Annotated in this window: 18 protein-coding genes; 8 read left to right on the top strand and 10 right to left on the bottom strand. The window is 67.9% G+C overall.

The window, feature by feature from the left end; genetic code table 11:
- Position 1 precedes the first annotated feature (1 nt).
- The 5 genes from ACG02S_RS22555 to ACG02S_RS22535 form a co-directional block, all read right to left on the bottom strand.
- Positions 2-832, bottom strand: coding sequence for a segregation and condensation protein A (locus tag ACG02S_RS22555; protein ID WP_394472778.1), 831 nt, complete (start codon positions 830-832; stop codon positions 2-4).
- A 15-nt stretch (positions 833-847) separates the two neighbouring features.
- A complete protein-coding gene (locus tag ACG02S_RS22550; RefSeq protein WP_394472747.1) occupies positions 848-1,051 on the bottom strand; it encodes a DUF3460 family protein in 204 nt (67 codons plus the stop codon).
- A gap of 29 nt (positions 1,052-1,080) precedes the next feature.
- Entirely contained in the window at positions 1,081-1,815 is a 735-nt protein-coding gene (locus ACG02S_RS22545) for a YoaK family protein (RefSeq protein WP_394472746.1), read from the bottom strand.
- A 31-nt stretch (positions 1,816-1,846) separates the two neighbouring features.
- Positions 1,847-3,892: a methionine--tRNA ligase gene (metG, locus tag ACG02S_RS22540; protein ID WP_394472745.1), complete on the bottom strand. Its 2,046-nt coding sequence runs from the start codon at positions 3,890-3,892 to the stop codon at positions 1,847-1,849.
- Between the two features lie 64 nt (positions 3,893-3,956).
- Entirely contained in the window at positions 3,957-4,139 is a 183-nt protein-coding gene (locus tag ACG02S_RS22535) for a hypothetical protein (RefSeq protein WP_394472744.1), read from the bottom strand.
- 604 nt (positions 4,140-4,743) lie between these two features.
- Between ACG02S_RS22535 and minC the strand changes: the two genes are divergently transcribed.
- Genes minC through minE form a run of 3 tightly spaced genes read left to right on the top strand, consistent with a single transcriptional unit; the run spans position 4,744 to position 6,700 of the window.
- Positions 4,744-5,580, top strand: coding sequence for a septum site-determining protein MinC (gene minC, locus ACG02S_RS22530; protein WP_394472743.1), 837 nt, complete (start codon positions 4,744-4,746; stop codon positions 5,578-5,580).
- 21 nt (positions 5,581-5,601) lie between these two features.
- On the top strand, positions 5,602-6,417 hold the full coding sequence (gene minD / locus ACG02S_RS22525) for a septum site-determining protein MinD (RefSeq protein WP_394472742.1): 816 nt from the start codon (positions 5,602-5,604) through the stop codon (positions 6,415-6,417).
- A gap of 16 nt (positions 6,418-6,433) precedes the next feature.
- Positions 6,434-6,700, top strand: coding sequence for a cell division topological specificity factor MinE (minE, locus tag ACG02S_RS22520; RefSeq protein WP_394472741.1), 267 nt, complete (start codon positions 6,434-6,436; stop codon positions 6,698-6,700).
- Positions 6,701-6,705: 5 nt separating this feature from the next.
- Here the strand turns inward: minE and ACG02S_RS22515 are convergent, their stop codons facing one another.
- The 3 genes from ACG02S_RS22515 to ACG02S_RS22505 form a co-directional block, all read right to left on the bottom strand.
- Complete coding sequence (locus ACG02S_RS22515; RefSeq protein WP_394472740.1) at positions 6,706-6,942, bottom strand: VF530 family protein; 237 nt, start codon at positions 6,940-6,942, stop codon at positions 6,706-6,708.
- Positions 6,939-7,529 carry a lysophospholipid acyltransferase family protein gene (locus tag ACG02S_RS22510; protein WP_394472777.1) on the bottom strand — a complete coding sequence of 197 codons (591 nt, stop codon included), beginning with the start codon at positions 7,527-7,529 and terminating at the stop codon, positions 6,939-6,941. Before ACG02S_RS22510 ends, ACG02S_RS22515 begins: the two co-directional genes overlap by 4 nt.
- Before the next feature lie 168 nt (positions 7,530-7,697).
- Positions 7,698-7,994: a 2Fe-2S iron-sulfur cluster-binding protein gene (locus ACG02S_RS22505; RefSeq protein ID WP_394472739.1), complete on the bottom strand. Its 297-nt coding sequence runs from the start codon at positions 7,992-7,994 to the stop codon at positions 7,698-7,700.
- Here ACG02S_RS22505 and ACG02S_RS22500 point away from each other — a divergent pair.
- Positions 7,988-8,593 (top strand): M48 metallopeptidase family protein, encoded by a 606-nt coding sequence (locus tag ACG02S_RS22500; protein ID WP_394472738.1) that lies wholly within the window; start codon positions 7,988-7,990, stop codon positions 8,591-8,593. The genes ACG02S_RS22505 and ACG02S_RS22500 overlap by 7 nt on opposite strands.
- Entirely contained in the window at positions 8,590-9,525 is a 936-nt protein-coding gene (locus ACG02S_RS22495) for a tRNA dihydrouridine synthase (RefSeq protein ID WP_394472737.1), read from the top strand. The genes ACG02S_RS22500 and ACG02S_RS22495 overlap by 4 nt, the downstream gene beginning before the upstream one ends.
- A gap of 62 nt (positions 9,526-9,587) precedes the next feature.
- Here ACG02S_RS22495 and ACG02S_RS22490 read toward each other — a convergent pair whose 3' ends face one another.
- On the bottom strand, positions 9,588-11,315 hold the full coding sequence (locus tag ACG02S_RS22490) for a methyl-accepting chemotaxis protein (RefSeq protein WP_394472736.1): 1,728 nt from the start codon (positions 11,313-11,315) through the stop codon (positions 9,588-9,590).
- Between the two features lie 196 nt (positions 11,316-11,511).
- Positions 11,512-11,988, bottom strand: coding sequence for a chemotaxis protein CheW (locus tag ACG02S_RS22485; RefSeq protein ID WP_394472735.1), 477 nt, complete (start codon positions 11,986-11,988; stop codon positions 11,512-11,514).
- Positions 11,989-12,273: 285 nt separating this feature from the next.
- Here ACG02S_RS22485 and ACG02S_RS22480 point away from each other — a divergent pair, with 285 nt between their 5' ends.
- Genes ACG02S_RS22480 through ACG02S_RS22470 form a run of 3 tightly spaced genes read left to right on the top strand, consistent with a single transcriptional unit; the run spans position 12,274 to position 15,760 of the window.
- Entirely contained in the window at positions 12,274-14,535 is a 2,262-nt protein-coding gene (locus ACG02S_RS22480; protein WP_394472734.1) for a S9 family peptidase, read from the top strand.
- Complete coding sequence (locus ACG02S_RS22475; protein WP_394472733.1) at positions 14,532-15,410, top strand: type 2 periplasmic-binding domain-containing protein; 879 nt, start codon at positions 14,532-14,534, stop codon at positions 15,408-15,410. Before ACG02S_RS22480 ends, ACG02S_RS22475 begins: the two co-directional genes overlap by 4 nt.
- On the top strand, positions 15,407-15,760 hold the full coding sequence (locus ACG02S_RS22470; RefSeq protein ID WP_394472732.1) for a translation initiation factor Sui1: 354 nt from the start codon (positions 15,407-15,409) through the stop codon (positions 15,758-15,760). Before ACG02S_RS22475 ends, ACG02S_RS22470 begins: the two co-directional genes overlap by 4 nt.
- The last annotated feature ends 4 nt before the right edge of the window (positions 15,761-15,764 follow it).

Raw genomic sequence — 15,764 nt, 5'->3', positions numbered from 1 at the left:
ATCAGGCAGGCGTGTAGGCCAGCCTGACGTAGATCGGCGCGAACGCCTCGGCCTGCGTGATCTCCAGCAGGCGTTCGCGTGCCAGTTCCAGCATCGCGATAAAGGTGACCACCAGCACAGCCTGGCCGCGGGTCACGTCGAACAGGTGCTCGAACTCGACGAAGCGCTGGCCCTGCAGGCGGCGCAGCACGATGCTCATATGCTCGCGCACCGACAGCTGCTCACGGCTGATGCGGTGATGCTGGTTGAGCTTGGCGCGCTTCAGGATGTCCAGCCAAGCCTCGCGCAGGTCGTCGGCGTTGACGTCGGGAAAGACGGGCGTCAGCGACTGCTCGATGTGCACCTGCGCGCGCAGAAAGTCCCGGCCCAGCACCGGCAGGCGGTCCAGCCGCGCGGCGGCCAGCTTCATCTGCTCGTACTCCAGCAGGCGCCGCACCAGCTCCGCCCGCGGGTCTTCCACTTCCTTGCCGTCCTCGCTCTTCTTGGGCGGCAAGAGCATGCGCGACTTGATCTCGATGAGCATCGCGGCCATCAAGAGGTACTCGCTGGCCAGCTCCAGGTTGTGCTTGCGGATCTGCTCGACATAGCTCAGGTACTGGCGCGTCACGTCCGCCAGCGGGATGTCGAGGATGTTGAAGTTCTGCTTGCGGATCAGGTACAGCAGCAGGTCCAGCGGGCCCTGAAACGCCTCCAGGAAGACCTCCAGCGCATCCGGTGGGATGTAGAGGTCCAGCGGCATCTGGAACAGCGGCTCGCCGTACAGGCGCGCCACCGCGACCGCGTCGACGACTTCGGGCAGGTCAGTGGCGGCTTGGCTGGCCTCGTCGGCCATGGCCACGGTCACGGCTTACTTGTCGGACGTCTGGTAGACGTAGGGCTGCTGAGGCACCTTGGCCTGGTTGAAGCCGGCTTGGGCGGCCCGGTCCTGCTCCTTGTCCCACAGCAGCGCGCGGCCGGCGCGCTGTTCGGCTTCCAGCGTGGGGCGCTGGGCCTTCAGCTGGTCGATGAATTGGGTGACTTCGGACTTGTAGGGCTTCCAGAACAGCGGCATGGCGGGTCTCTCTATCGAATCGCGGCATTTTATCGGCCGCGGACGCGAGCCAGGTCGTCCAGCGCAGGCACGAGGCCCAGAAAGGCCAGCGCGCCCGCCAGCGGCAGCGTCGCCGCGTAGCCAATGGCCTTGAACGCCCACGCGCCGGCCACGCCGCCCACCGCAAAGGCCAGCAACAGGCCGCCCAACAGCCGCAACTTGGCGGTATTCACCGGCATCGGCGTGCCACCCATGCCGTACAGCGCGCGGCCCAGCTCGATGCCCAGGTCGGTGACGATGCCGGTGACGTGCGTGGTGCGGATCTCGGCGCGCGACACCTTGGTGATCAGCGCGTTCTGCAGCCCCATCGTGAAGCACAGCATGGACACGGTCGCCGGCACCAGCAGGCCTTGCAGGCTGGCCAGCCAGGCGCCCATCAGGCCGAAGGCCAGCAGGCAGGCGGCTTCCAGCAGCAGCGGCAGCGCATAGACGCTGTGGGCCTGGCGCTGGCGACCCAGGTTGACCAACACGGCCGTGGTCGCCGCACCGGCCACGAAGAACAGCAGCGCGCCCACGGCCATCATCCAGACCTCGTGCTGGCCCAGCACCAGGCCGTCAGCGGCGGCGGACACCAGGCCGGTCATGTGCGAGGTGTAGTGGTGCACGGCCAGGAAGCCGCCGGCATTGGTGGCGCCCGCCACGAAGGCCAGCAGCCAGCCGAGGTGGGCGTTGCCTTGGGCCGTCCGCTCCACGGCGAGCAGGCGGCGGGCGTAGGAGACGGCCATGAGCAGTGGTGGCGCCCCGGCCTGCCTTGCTTTAGCGCACTCGCATGCCGGGCTGGGCACCGGCGTGGGGCTCGAGGACGAAGATGCCGGGCGTGGATTTCTCATCGGCATGGCTGGCAGCAAGGACCATGCCCTCGCTGATGCCGAACTTCATCTTGCGCGGCGCCAGGTTGGCGACCAGCACGGTCAGCTTGCCTTCCAGGTCCTCGGGCTTGTAGGCGGCCTTGATGCCGCTGAAGACGTTGCGCATGCGACCCTCACCGGCGTCCAGCGTCAGGCGCAGCAGCTTGTCGCTGCCTTCGACGTGCTCGGCCTTGACGATCTTCGCGATGCGCAGGTCGACCTTGGCGAAGTCGTCGATCTTGATCTCGGCGGCGATGTCTTCGCCACCGGGCACCACCTTCGGTGCGGGCGGCGCCTCGAACAGCTGCTCGACCTTGGTCAGGTCCACGCGCTGCATCAGGTGCTGGTAGGCGCCGATCTGGTGGGCGCCCAAAGCGCGCGCGCTGTCGGCCCACTGCAGCGGCTCGACCTTCAGGAACGCCTCGACCTGTGCGGCCAGTGCCGGCAGCACGGGTTTCAGGTAGATCGTCAGCAGGCGGAAGGCCTCGATGCAGACGCTGCACACATCGTGCAGCGCGGCGTCCATGCCGTCCTGCTTGGCCAGCTCCCAGGGCTTGTGCGTGTCGACGTACTCGTTGACCTTGTCGGCGAGCGCCATGATCTCGCGCAGCGCCTTGCCGAACTCGCGGGCCTCAAACAGCTCGGCGATGGTGCCGCTGTGGCCGCGCAGCGCGTCCAGCAGCATGCGCCCTTCCACGCCCAGGTCGGCGCTGAGGCGGCCGTCGAAGCGTTTGGTCAGGAAGCCTGCGGCGCGCGACGCGATGTTGATGAACTTGCCGACCAGGTCGCTGTTGATGCGGGCTGCGAAGTCCTCGGGGTTGAAGTCGATGTCCTCGACCTTGGCGTTGAGCTTGGCGGCGATGTAGTAGCGCAGCCATTCGGCGTTCAGGCCCAGGCTCAGGTACTTCAGTGGGTCCAGGCCGGTGCCGCGGCTCTTGCTCATCTTCTCGCCGCCGTTGACGGTCATGAAGCCGTGCACGAACACGTGGTTGGGCGTCTTGCGGCCGCTGAAATGCAGCATCGCCGGCCAGAACAGCGTGTGGAAGTACGTGATGTCCTTGCCGATGAAGTGAATCTGCTCCACCGACTCGTCGGCCATGAAGGCGTCGAAGTCTTTGCCGATCTTGCCGAAGTAGTTCTTCAGCGAGGCCAGGTAGCCAATGGGCGCGTCCAGCCAGACGTAAAAATACTTGCCCGGCGCGTCCGGGATCTCGATGCCGAAATAGGGCGCGTCGCGGCTGATGTCCCAGTCGCTGAGGCGGTTGTTGCCTTCCTCGTCGGGCTCGAACCACTCGCGGATCTTGTTCAGCACCTCGGGCTGCAGGCGGCCGGGTTCCTGCGTCCACTGGGTCAGGAAGTCCACGCAGCGCGGGTCGCTCAACTTGAAGAAGTAGTGTTCGCTGCTCTTGAGCACCGGCGTGGCGCCGGACAGCACCGAATACGGGTTCTTCAGCTCGGTGGGCGCGTAGACGGCGCCGCAGACTTCGCACGAGTCGCCGTACTGGTCCTTCGCGCCGCATTTGGGGCACTCGCCCTTGATGAAGCGGTCCGGCAGGAACATCGCCTTGGCCGGGTCGAAGAACTGCTCGATGGTCTTCGTCGAGATCAGCTCGTTGTGGCGCAGCGACAGGTACACGGCCTTGGACAGCTCGTGGTTCTCGGGGCCGTCGGTCGAGTGCCAGTTGTCGAAGCTGATGTGGAAGCCGTCGAGGTATTGCTTGCGGCCGGCGGCGATGCCAGCGACGAAGTCCTGCGGCGTCTTCTGGGCCTTCTCGGCCGCGATCATGATCGGCGCGCCGTGGGCGTCGTCCGCGCAGACGAAGTGCACCTGCGAGCCCGCCATGCGCTGGTAGCGAACCCAGATGTCGGCCTGGGTGTACTCCATGATGTGGCCGATGTGGAAACCGGCGTTCGCATAGGGCAGGGCGGTGGTGACGAAAAGCTGGCGGGACATGGGCGCGGGGCTGGCGAAAGGCGCTCGCTGGGCTGCGGGCTGAAATCGGGGCGAAAGACGAATCTTAGGTTTGCGGATCGGCAGGCGCAGCCGGGGCGGCAGCAGCGTCGCTCTCGGCCTGCGGCTCGTCCGGGTTGGTGCCGTCATCGGGCTTGCCGCTCAGCTTGCGCTGCTTCTTCTCTTCGGCCTTGCGTTTCTTGGCGAGTTCACGCTGGCGTTTCTCGTAGCTGTAGTTCGGGGTGGCCAAGTGCGGTCTCCTGGGGGACCCGCGGGCTGCGGGCGGCCTCCAATGTACCCGCTCGCTCTGCCGCCCCGTCCGCCCTACTTGGGGCCGAAAGCTCCAGAGCGCATCAAGGATCTCGTTTAAGTCACTGATTCGTAATACTTCTTGAAGCTATCCACCGAGTCTGTGGAAAACTTTGTGGAGAACCTGCCCCCGTCGCCCCCAATCCCTTATGCAATGCGGCTCCGCTTAGGTTGCTCAATTTCTAGGCACCTGGGCGTGGCCTATATGAATCAATGACTTAGCGAAGCATGACGAAAGGTGATGAGGGCATGTAGGTTGCGTGCAGCCTGGGGTTGACGGGGTCCAGATTTGGGGATAAGTCAAGCCGTGTCGGGCGGATGTCACGGGGTTGGATGACAGATCGATGATGTTTGTCCCCGTCCGCTGTGGACAAGTCTGTGGGCCGACTGACGACAGCCGCGCTAAGTGCTTGATCGGCCACCGTTGAACCTGCATTGCTCGTTTTTGAGGCGGTGCCGCGTGCAACTTGGGGGCAGCCCCCAACGGGACCGGCCGGAGCCCACGGCTAAACTCGCGGCCTTTTGAACGGGGCGGCAGCGGGGCCATGACGGAAACGACGAGGGAAAGTGGCGGGCGCAACAAGAGCGCTTCCCGCGCCGGCACTTTCGAATTGAAGTCGCGCCGCTTCAGCCTGCTGGGCCTGGTGCTGCACAGCGCCGACGTGGCCGAGCTGGCCGCTGACTGGGCTGAGCGCGCCGGTCAGGGCGGTTTCGAGCATGAACCCGTGGTCATCGACCTCAGCCAGGTGCCGCGTGCGCCGGGGGCCCCGGCTGCCGAAGGTCAGGCCGCGCTGGCGCTGGACGGCCCGGCGCCGGTGGACCTGCGCGCCATCGTGCAGCTGCTGCGCGCCAGCCAGCTGCAGCCCGTGGCCGTGGCCGGAGCGACGCCCGATGAGTTGGCGCTGGCGCACGAGCTGGGCCTGGCCGATGCCGCCGACGAGCCCTCCGCCGTGACGGCGGCAGCGCCCGCAGAAGCCGTGCGCGAGGTGGTGCGCGAGATCACCGTCGAGAAGATCATCGAGAAGCCGGTTCCCGTTGCAACGCCGGCGCCGACGCTGATCGTCGACAAGCCGCTGCGTTCGGGCCAGCGCGTGTACGCCAAGGGCGGCGACCTGGTCGTTCTGGCGGTCGTCAGCCACGGTGCCGAGGTCATCGCCGACGGCAGCATCCACATCTACGCGCCGCTGCGCGGCAAGGCCATCGCCGGCGCCGTCGGCGACACGTCGGCCCGCATTTACGTGCAGAGCCTGGAGCCCGAGCTGCTGGCCATCGCCGGCATCTACCGCACCGCCGAGAACGCACTGCCCGCCGATGTCGCGGGCAAGCCGGCCCAGGTCTCGCTGCAAGGCGAGAAGCTGGTCCTGCAGCCCCTGCCTACCTGAATTCAACAAGGAAACACCCAGATGACCAAGATCGTCGTCGTCACCTCCGGCAAGGGCGGGGTCGGCAAGACCACCACCAGCGCGAGCTTTGCCACCGGCCTCGCGATGCGCGGCTTCAAGACCTGCGTCATCGACTTCGACGTGGGTCTGCGCAACCTCGACCTCATCATGGGTGTCGAGCGCCGCGTCGTGTACGACCTGATCAACGTCGTCAACGACGAGATCAAACTGACCCAGGCGCTGATCAAGGACAAGCAGCTGGACAAGCTCTACATCCTGGCCGCCTCGCAGACCCGCGACAAGGACGCGCTGAAGCAGGAAGGCGTGGAGCGGGTGCTGGAAGAGCTGAAGGCGATGGAGTTCGACTACATCGTCTGCGACTCGCCGGCCGGCATCGAGACCGGCGCGCTGATGGCCATGCATTACGCCGACGAGGCGCTGGTGGTGACCAACCCCGAGGTCTCGTCGGTGCGCGACAGCGACCGCATCCTGGGCATGCTGTCCAGCAAGACCAAGCGCGCCATCGAAGGTGGCGAGCCCGTGAAGGAGCACCTGCTCATCACGCGCTACAACCCGAACCGTGTCGAAGGCGGCCAGATGCTGAGCCTGGACGACATCCACGAGATCCTGCGAACGCCGCTGATCGGCGTCATCCCTGAGAGCGACAGCGTGCTGCAGGCCTCCAACCAGGGTACGCCGGCCATCCACTTGCAGGGCACCGACGTGGCCGAGGCCTACAAGGACGTCGTCGCGCGCTTCCTGGGCGAGGACAAGCCCATGCGCTTCACCGAGGCCGTGAAGCCGAGCTGGTTCAAGCGCGTGTTCGGCGCCAAGTGAAGAAGGAGGCCTTGAGATGGGATTCCTGAACTTTTTCCTCGGCGAGAAGAAGAGCACGGCCAGCGTCGCCAAGGAGCGGCTGCAGCTCATCCTCGCGCACGAGCGCAACGGCCGCAGCAGCAGCCCCGACTACCTGCCGCAGCTGCAGCGCGAACTGGTGGCCGTCATCAGCAAGTACGTGTCGATCAACCCGGACGACATCAAGGTGCACATGGAGCGCCAGGGCGACCTGGAGGTGCTTGAAGTGAAGATCGAACTTCCGGAGACGGCCGCTGGCCGCTGACCGGCCTACCGCGCGGCGCGGGCCTGCTCGCGCCGCATGAACAGGTACAGGCTCTCCACCTTCGCGCGCGCCCATGGCGTCTTGCGCAGGAACTTCAGGCTGGACGACACGCTGGGGTCCACCTGAAAGCACTTGATGGCGATGCGCTCACCCAGCTCGCGCCAGCCGAAGTGCTCGACCAGCGCGGTGACGATGGCCTCCAGCGTGAGGCCGTGCAGTGGGTCTTTGGACGTCGTGTTCATTCGTGCGTGAACTGGTCTGAGTTCTTGCCCTTGAACTGGGCGTAGTAGCGCTTGATCTCGACCATGTCGGCCTCGATGTCCCCGGTGGGCGTGAACACAGGCCCCAGGCCTGCGCGCTTGCTTGGATAGTCCATGTAGGCCATCACGATGGGCACCTGGGCGGTGTGGGCGATCCAGTAGAAGCCGGTCTTCCAGTAGCGCGTCTTGCTGCGGGTGCCCTCGGGCGGCACAGTCAGCTGAACCGGTCCGTCAGCAGCTTTGAGCGCCGCAGCCGACGCGGCCACCATGTTGGTTGACTGGTCGCGATTCACCGCGATGCCGCCCAGCCAGCGCATCAGGCCGCCGAAAGGCCATCGGAAGATCGAGGCCTTGCCCATCCAGTACAGGTTCAGTCTGAGTGAGAACGCGGTGAACAGCGTGTAGGGCAGATCCCAGTTGCTGGTGTGCGGGGCGGCGATCAGCACGCACTTTTGGCAGCGCGAGGGCAGTTCGCCCTCCACCCGCCAGCCGGCTAGCTTGAGCCAAGCGAGCGAGAAACCGCGCAGCAGCGTACTGATGCCGGGCGTCGTGAAGATGGTGCGATGCATGGACCGGATTGTCCCGGTTGAACCCAGTGCCTGAAACTGAGGCAGGTTAAGAAAAGCCCTGAACGACCAAGCACTTAACGCATCCGCCCGCAGGCTGTTCACGGGTTTGTCCACAGGCGCTGTGGATGGATGTCGCTTCTCACGCGAGAGCCGGCGCTGGTGCCGACGTCAAGAGCAAAGCTGGCGCGGCGCGGTCTGCAGCGTCACGTCACTGCGCGGTTCGGCCACGCAGGGCAGGATCCAGCCGTCGGCTTTCTCCTCCGCCGACAGCCCGGGCCAGGCGATGCGGTGCTCGATGCGGCCATCGATGAGCTGCGCGATGCAGGTGCGGCAAGTGCCATTGCGGCAGGACCACGGCAGCGCGATGCCGGCGGCCAGCGCGGCGAGCAGCAGGGGCTGGTCCGGCGCACAGTCGAAAATGGCGCCTTGCGGCTTCAGCCGCACCGTGAACGTATCAGATGACATCGCCCCATCTTGCCAGCCCTGCGGGTGCCGCCCGCTACCTTGCGGGCTATCCACCCGAACTGATCGCGCAGGCCGAGACGCTGCGCGGCGAAGGCCGCCTCGTCGACTACCTGGCCCGCCGGTTCCCGGAGCGGCACGAGGTGCGCAGCGACTCCGCGCTGTTCACTTACGTGAACGACCTGAAGACCCGCCACCTGCGCAATGCCGAGCCGCTGAACTTCGTTGGCTACGATGCCAAGCTGCGCGTGCTGCAGCACGCATTGGGCACGCACACGCGCCGCACGCAGGTGCAGGGCGCGAAGCTGAAGATGCGCCGTGAGATCCGCGTCGCCACGTTGTTCAAGGAGGCGCCCGCCGCGCTGCTGCGCATGATCGTCGTGCACGAGCTGGCCCACCTGCGTGAGCTGGAGCACAACAAGGCCTTCTACAAGCTCTGCCAGCACATGGAGCCTGACTACTTCCAGCTGGAATTCGACCTGCGCCTGTACCTGATGAGTCAAGAAGCCACGAATTGCGGGCCGAGCGCCGGGCTGCCCCAAGCCCGCCTGCGCCCGCTCGGGGGGGCGTCGGACGTACCCGGCGGGCGGGAGTCTCCATGATTCTGCTGGCGCCGATGGAAGGCCTGCTGGACCACATCCTGCGCGACGTGCTGACGCGCGTCGGCGGCGTGGACCGCTGCGTCAGTGAGTTCATCCGTGTGACCGACCAGTTGCTGCCTGCGCGCGTGTTCACGCGCATCGTGCCGGAGTTGAAGAACGGCGGGCGCACGGCCGCCGGCGTGCCGGTGCATCCGCAGCTGCTGGGATCCGACGTGACCTGTCTGGCCGAGAACGCCGCGCGGCTGGCCGAGCTCAAGCCCGAGGGCATCGACCTGAACTTCGGCTGCCCGGCCAAATGCGTGAACCGCCATCGCGGCGGCGCGGTGCTGCTGGACGAGCCGGAGCTGATCCACGCCATCGTCGCTGCCGTGCGCCGCGCGGTGCCGGTGGGCATCATGGTCTCGGCCAAGATGCGCCTGGGCTACATGGACGGCAGCCGCACGCTGGACGTGGCCCGCGCAATCCATGCGGCGGGCGCGCAGGAAATCGTCGTGCACGCCCGCACGAAGGCCGATGGCTACAAGCCGCCGGCCTACTGGGAGCGCATCGCCGCCGTGCGCGAGACGGTGCCGCTGACCGTCATCGCCAACGGCGAAATCTGGACGACTGAACACGCCGAGCTGGCGCGCGAGCGCAGCGGTTGCGAGCACCTGATGCTGGGACGCGGCATGGTGGCCGACCCCGGCCTGGCGCTGCGCATCGCCGGTCAGCGTGAGGCGTCCGTGCCGTGGCGCGAGCTGCTGCCGCTGATGCAGCTTTTCTTCGATCAGGTGCGCGGCCATGTCGCCGCCAAGCACCAGGGCGGGCGGCTCAAGCAGTGGCTGCACTACCTGAAGCGGGCCTACCCGGAGGCTGACGCGGCCTATGCCGAGCTGCGCACGGTCAACGATGCGGGCGAGCTGGCGCACCGGCTGTTCAGCGCCGCGCGCTGACGGGGCCGGCGTAAAAAAACCCGCCGGTCGGGCGGGTCGGTGTGCAGGACTGCAGGGTCGCCTCAGAAGGACTCCCAGGCCATGTCCGCGTCCGGGGACCTCGCGCTGAGCTGCGGTGCAGGACGGGCCGTTGCGGCGGGCCGTGCCGGCTTCACGGGTGCGCGCGACGTGTGGGGGGCCGGCGCTGCAGGCGCGCGTGCGGGCGCGGCGGCTGCGCGTGCAGGGGCGGGGGCGCTGGTCGAGTGGCCGACGCGGAAGACCGCCACGGCCTTGGCCAGGGCCTCGGCCTGGTGAGCCAAGCTGCTCGCGGCGGCGGCGCTCTCCTCCACCAGCGCGGCGTTCTGCTGGGTGACCTGGTCCATCTGCGTGACGGCGATGTTGACCTGCTCGATGCCGCGGCTTTGTTCGCTCGCGGTGCCGGCGATCTCGCCGATCAAGTCATTGACCTTGCGAACTTGCTCGACGATGGACTGCATGGCCTGGCCTGCATCGGCCACCTGGCGGCTGCCCGCCTCGACCCGCTCGACGCTGGCGCCAATCAGCGTCTTGATCTCCTTGGCGGCTTCGGCGCTGCGCTGGGCCAGCGAGCGCACCTCGCTGGCGACGACCGCGAAGCCGCGGCCTTGCTCACCAGCGCGGGCGGCTTCGACCGCGGCGTTCAGCGCCAGGATGTTGGTCTGGAACGCGATGCCGTCGATGACCGCGATGATGTCGACGATCTTGCGGCTGCTGGTGCTGATCTCGTCCATCGTGCCGACGACCTGGCCCACCACCTCGCCGCCGCGGCCAGCGGCCTCGCTCGCCTGCGCGGCCAGGCCGCTGGCGGCGCGGGCCGTGTCGGCGCTCTGGCGCACGGTGGCCGTCAGCTCTTCCATCGAGCTGGCGGTTTCCTGCAGGCTGGAGGCCTGCTGTTCGGTGCGGCTGGAGAGGTCCTGGTTGCCGGCCGCAATTTGGCTGGAGGCCGTGGTCACAGAGTCGACGCCGGATCGCACCTCGCCCACGACGCGGCGCAGCGCCGCCACCGTGTCCGACAGCGCGCGCTGCAGCGCACCGAGTTCGTCGCCGCGGTCGGTCACGACGTTGATCGTCAGATCACCACCGGCTACCGTGTTCAGGTCGGTCACCACGACGGCCATCGGGCGCGTGATGGAACGCGTGACCATCAGGCCCGCAATCACCGCCATGACCAGGCCCAGCAGCGTGCCGCCCACTGACATCAGCGTGACGCGGTCGATGGTGGCGTAGGTGTCGGTGCCCGCCTCGTCCATCAGCCTTTCTTGGAAGTGGGTCATTTCCGCCAGCTCCTTCATGTAGGTCAGCTGCAGCGGACGCAGCTTGTCCAGCAGCACGGTCTTGGCGCCCTCCATGTCACCGGCCTTGACCAGGCTCAGGAACTCCGTCTGGCTGGCCACGAAAGCTCTGCGTTCGGCCTGTAGCTTCTCGAAGTGCTTGTGGCCCTCCGGGGTGTTGATGCGCTTGTCCAGTTGTTCGTAGTTCTTAGAGATGCGGTCACGCGCGGTTGCGATGTTCTGGATCTCGGGCTGGCGCTTTTCCTCGCTGTCGAGCAACAGCAGGTTGCGCATGGACCGCGCCTGCACGTTGAGGTCGTCGCCGATGTCGTTGGCGATCTTGACCTTGACATAACGGTCCTTCAGCACGGCGTCCATCTCGCTGCGCACGGCCTTCAGGCCGAGCCAGCCGTTGACAGCCATGGCGACCATCAACACGGCCACCAGGGCAAAGGCGCCGCCGAGGCGGGTGCCGATGCGCAGGTTCTTCATTGCATTCATGGGGTCTCCTGTGCGCTGAGGTCAGCGCGGGTGGGGGCATGGTGTTCGCGTGAGCGGCTCGCGGCTCGCGGCGTGCGGCCGTCTCTGGGCCGTCGCTGTCTTTGAGCCTACGCCCGGGACTTCGTTCTCGGCAATGCCGTCGCGTGAACGCGTCAAAGGCCGACGTGTGAAGTTCACTGGTTCTCGTGGCGGCGGCTCACATGTCGCGCAGCAGCGCCTTCAGGTCGATGAGGAGCAGCATGCGCCGGCTCTCGGCGGTTTCCAGCGTGGCCATGCCGACGATGTGATCGGCGTCCACATGGCTGCCCATGCCGGGCCGGGGCTGCACCTGCTCGGGCTTCAACGCGACGACGTCGGAGACCGAGTCGACGACCAGGCCGACGGTGCGGTTGGCAACAGTGACGATGACGATCACCGTCTCCGGCCCGGTCTCGGCGGGCAGGCCCATGCGGTGGCGCAGGTCGATGATGGGCACGATGACACCGCGCAGGTTGATCACGCCCAGCAGGTAGGCGGCAGCGTTGGCAATGCGCGTGGCCGGCTCGAAGCGGCGGATCTCCTGCACGGCCAGGATGTCGATGCCGTACTCCTCGGCGCCCAGGCGGGAGGTCAGCACCTCCAGTGGAGCAGCAGTGGCCACGGCTTGTTGTTCGATGACGGAGATGGCGGTCATGACCTGTCCTTTGTTGATTTTCAAATGATAAATTTGTCAAATTAAACGGCAAGTTCGAAACCTTGCTGGATCTACGTTGGCGTGCGGAAATACGCAAAAATGGCTCGATGAAGAGGGGTTTATCCGCTGCGCTGCAACCGATTGGCTCATGCCGCTACCGCGTCGGCATGCCGTTTGATTTGATAAATTTAGTTTTGGTCGTCACAGTGACGTCGTCAGCACGCCACACGACACCGTGGCGTACGCCCGGGGCGCGCAGCGTCTGTGCGCCGCTAGCATTCGGTGATGAAGATCCTCATGACCTGGCTGGCGGCCACGCTGGCCTGTGCCGGCGCCACAAGCGTCTCCCTTGCCCAGCCCCAGCCGAAACCCCTCTCGCTCGAGCGCATCACCGCCGACCCGCCGCTGCCCGGCCGCCTGCCGCGCCAGGCCGAGGTCTCGCCCGGCGGGCAATGGGTCAGCTTCCTGCGCCCGTCGCAGGCCGACAGCGAGGTGCTGGAGCTGTGGGCTCAGCCCGCCACCGGCGGCGAGCCGCGCAAGCTGGTGGCGGCGGCCGACCTGCTCGGCGGCGCCGAACAGAAGCTCAGCGAGGCCGAGAAGATGGCGCTGGAGCGCCAGCGCATCACGCAGCGTGGCATCACCGGCTACCAGTGGTGCGGCAACGACGACCGCACGCTGCTGTTCCCGCTGTCGGGCGACCTCTACGTCGTGCGGCTGACGGCGGGCGGTCCTCAGGCGCAGCGCCTGGCGCTGGACGCTGGCGCGCCCAAGCAGGACCCGCGCTGCGCACCCGACGGCCGGACGCTGGCCTACGTGCAGGGCGGCAACCTGTTCGTGCTGCCGCTGGCCGACGGCGGCCAGCCGCGCCAGCTGACGAGCGACGGCAGCGACACCCTCGGCTGGGGCCTGGCCGAATTCATCGCCGCCGAGGAACTGGGTCGCCAGCGCGGCTACTGGTGGAGCAAGGACGGCAGGTCGTTGCTGGCGCTGCGTGTCGACGAAGCCGGCGTGGCCGAGAAGACGCGCGCGCAGATCTTTGCCGACCGCACCGCGCTGACCCAGCAGCGCTACCCCGCCGCCGGCGAGGCCAATGCCCGCGTGACGGCCTTCGTGCTCGACGCGGCCGGCGGCCCGCGACGCGAGCTTGCGCTGCCCGCCTCGGCCGAGTACATCGCACGCGCCGGCTGGTTCCGCGACGGCACGCCGTGGCTGCAGTGGTTCACGCGCGACCAGACGCGGCTGACGCTGACGGAGTTCAAGCCCGCCGGCCCGGGCCTGGCGGCCCGCGACATCACCGTCGAGACCGACCCCGCCTGGGTCGAGGTGCACGACGACCTCATCGAGACGCCGCGCGGCCTGCTGTGGTCCAGCGAGACCTCCGGCCGGCGCCAGTTGCTGCTGATCGACCGCGCCAGTGGCACGCGCACGCCGCTGACGCAGATGCCTGAAGCGGTGGCGCACGCGATCTGCGCCGATGCGCAGCAGGTCGTGTTCGCGGCAGCGGGCGACCTGGGCAAAAGCCAGGATCTGTTCAGCCAGCCGCTGTCCGGCGGCAGGGCGCGTGCGGTGCCGGGCGCTGCCAGCCGCCAATGGCGCGACGCCAAGGCAGACGCGGCCTGCACCCGGCTGCTGGTCACGAGTTCCGCCTGGGGCCAGCCGCCCCGGCTGGAACTGCGCGGGCTGGGGGCCGAGCGCGCCATCGCGCTCGCCGGCGACGCGCCAGCCGCCGAACTGGCTGACTACGGCAACACGCCGCTGGCGCTGCAGCTGACGGCGGACGACGGCCGCACGCCGCTGAATGCGTTCTTCTTCGCGCCTCAGGACCGCCGCGCCGGCAAGCATCCCGTCATCGTGATGGCCTACGGCGGGCCGGGCGCGTCGACCGTCAACTGGGGCTGGGGCCGCGACATGCCCTTGATCGCGTACTGGCAGCAGCGCGGCTACGGCGTGATGACGCTGGACACGCGGGGCATGCAGTACCGCGACCGCGACTTCACGCGCGCCCATCACCGCGCATTCGGCCAGATCGAGGTGGCCGACCTGTTTGCCGCCGTTCGCCAGCTGCCGGCGCGGGTGCCGGGTGTCGACGCCGCGCGCGTCGGCTTCTTCGGATGGAGCTACGGCGGCTACCTGGCCGCCCGCGCGGTGCTGGACGCCGACACGCCATTTGCCGCCGCCGCGGCCGTCGCGCCAGTGACCGACTGGTCACTCTACGACACCGCCTACACGGAGCGTTATCTCGGTCTCCCTGAGGGCGGCAAGGCTGCGCCGTATGCCAGCGCCCACCTGCCGTCGCGCGCTGCGCTGCTGGCCAGGCCGTTGCTGCTGATGCACGGCACGGCCGACGACAATGTGCTGTTCGAGCACACGCTGCGCCTGGTGGAGGCCTTGCAGAACGCTGGCAAGACGTTCGACCTGCAGATCTACCCCGGCAAGGCACACGGCATTACCGGCCGGGTGACGCGGTTGCACCTGTACCGCACGATGGACGCCTTCTTCGCGCGCCACCTCGCGCCCCATCTCGGCGGCACGCTGAGCACGCCATGACCACGCGCCGCCGGGTGCTCGCCGCTGCACTCGCGCTGCTGGGCACGCGCGCGGCGGCGGCGCCCCCGCTGGTGGTGACGCTGCGGGCGCCGGACGGCGCGACCGATCCGCGCAACGACTTCATCGGCGGCATTGCCAGGCTGGCGCTGGACCGCACGCAGGCCAGCCATGGCGACTACCGGCTTGAGCAGTCGGTGCCGATGAACAACTTGCGCGCGCTGCGGGCGGCGGGACAGAACAGCCCGCCCAACCTGCTGTTGCCCGTGGCGCCCGACGTCGGCCGCGCGGCTGGGCTGGTGGCGGTGCCTTTCCCGCTGCACCTGGGCGTGCATGGCTACCGTGTCTGCTTCGTCAACCCGGCGCGGCGCGAGCAGCTGCGGGCCGTGCGCCAGCTGCGCGACCTGCGGCCCTTCGTGCACGTGCAGGGCAAGGACTGGGCGGACGTGACCGTGCTTCGTGCCAACGGGCTGAAGGTCGTCGAACGCACGTCCTACCCCGCCATGTTTCAGATGGTGGCGCTGGGCCGCGTCGACCTGTTCTGCCGCAGCATCCTGGAGGCCGGGCCCGAGCTGGAGCGTCACGCCGACCTGCCCGGCCTGATGCTGGACGACAGCCTGCTGCTGGCCTACGACCTGCCCAGCTATTTCCACACCCACCCGGCCAACGTCGCGCTGCTGGCGCGCATGACCACCGGGCTGCAGCGGGCCTACGCGGACGGCAGCCTGCAGTCGCTGCTGCGGCAGCGCCTGCAACCCTACGAACCCGTGCTGCAGCTGGCACGGCGCCGTGTCATCCGGCTCGCGTCGCCGCCGGGCTGGCCCAGCGCCGGGGAACCCCGGCTGACGCCTGAACAACTGATGAAGAGCTTGCGATGAGCGGATCCCGCCTGGTCTATTCCACCGATTTCGGTCGTGCCTGCGCCGGCTGCGGCCAACCCGAGGCGCAATGCGCCTGCAAGACCGCCACGCGCCCGGCGGGCGACGGCATCGTGCGCGTGCGCCGCGAGACGGCCGGCCGCAAGGGCAAGGGTGTCACGGCGGTCCACGGCCTGCCGCTGGACGACGCGGCGCTGACGGCGCTGGCCAAGCAGCTGAAGGCGACCTGCGGCAGCGGCGGCACAGCCAAGGAAGGGATCATCGAGATCCAGGGCGATCACCTGGAGAAGGTCGTCGCCTGGCTGCAGGCTCGGCCCGAAGGCTGGACCGTCAAGCGGGCCGGCGGCTGAGCGC

It is taken from the genome of Pelomonas dachongensis (assembly GCF_043555865.1).
Classification (GTDB): Bacteria; Pseudomonadota; Gammaproteobacteria; order Burkholderiales; family Burkholderiaceae_C; genus Pelomonas; species Pelomonas dachongensis.
Note: the sequence above shows the minus strand (reverse complement) of the source record. Positions and strands in the feature narration are given on the sequence as shown.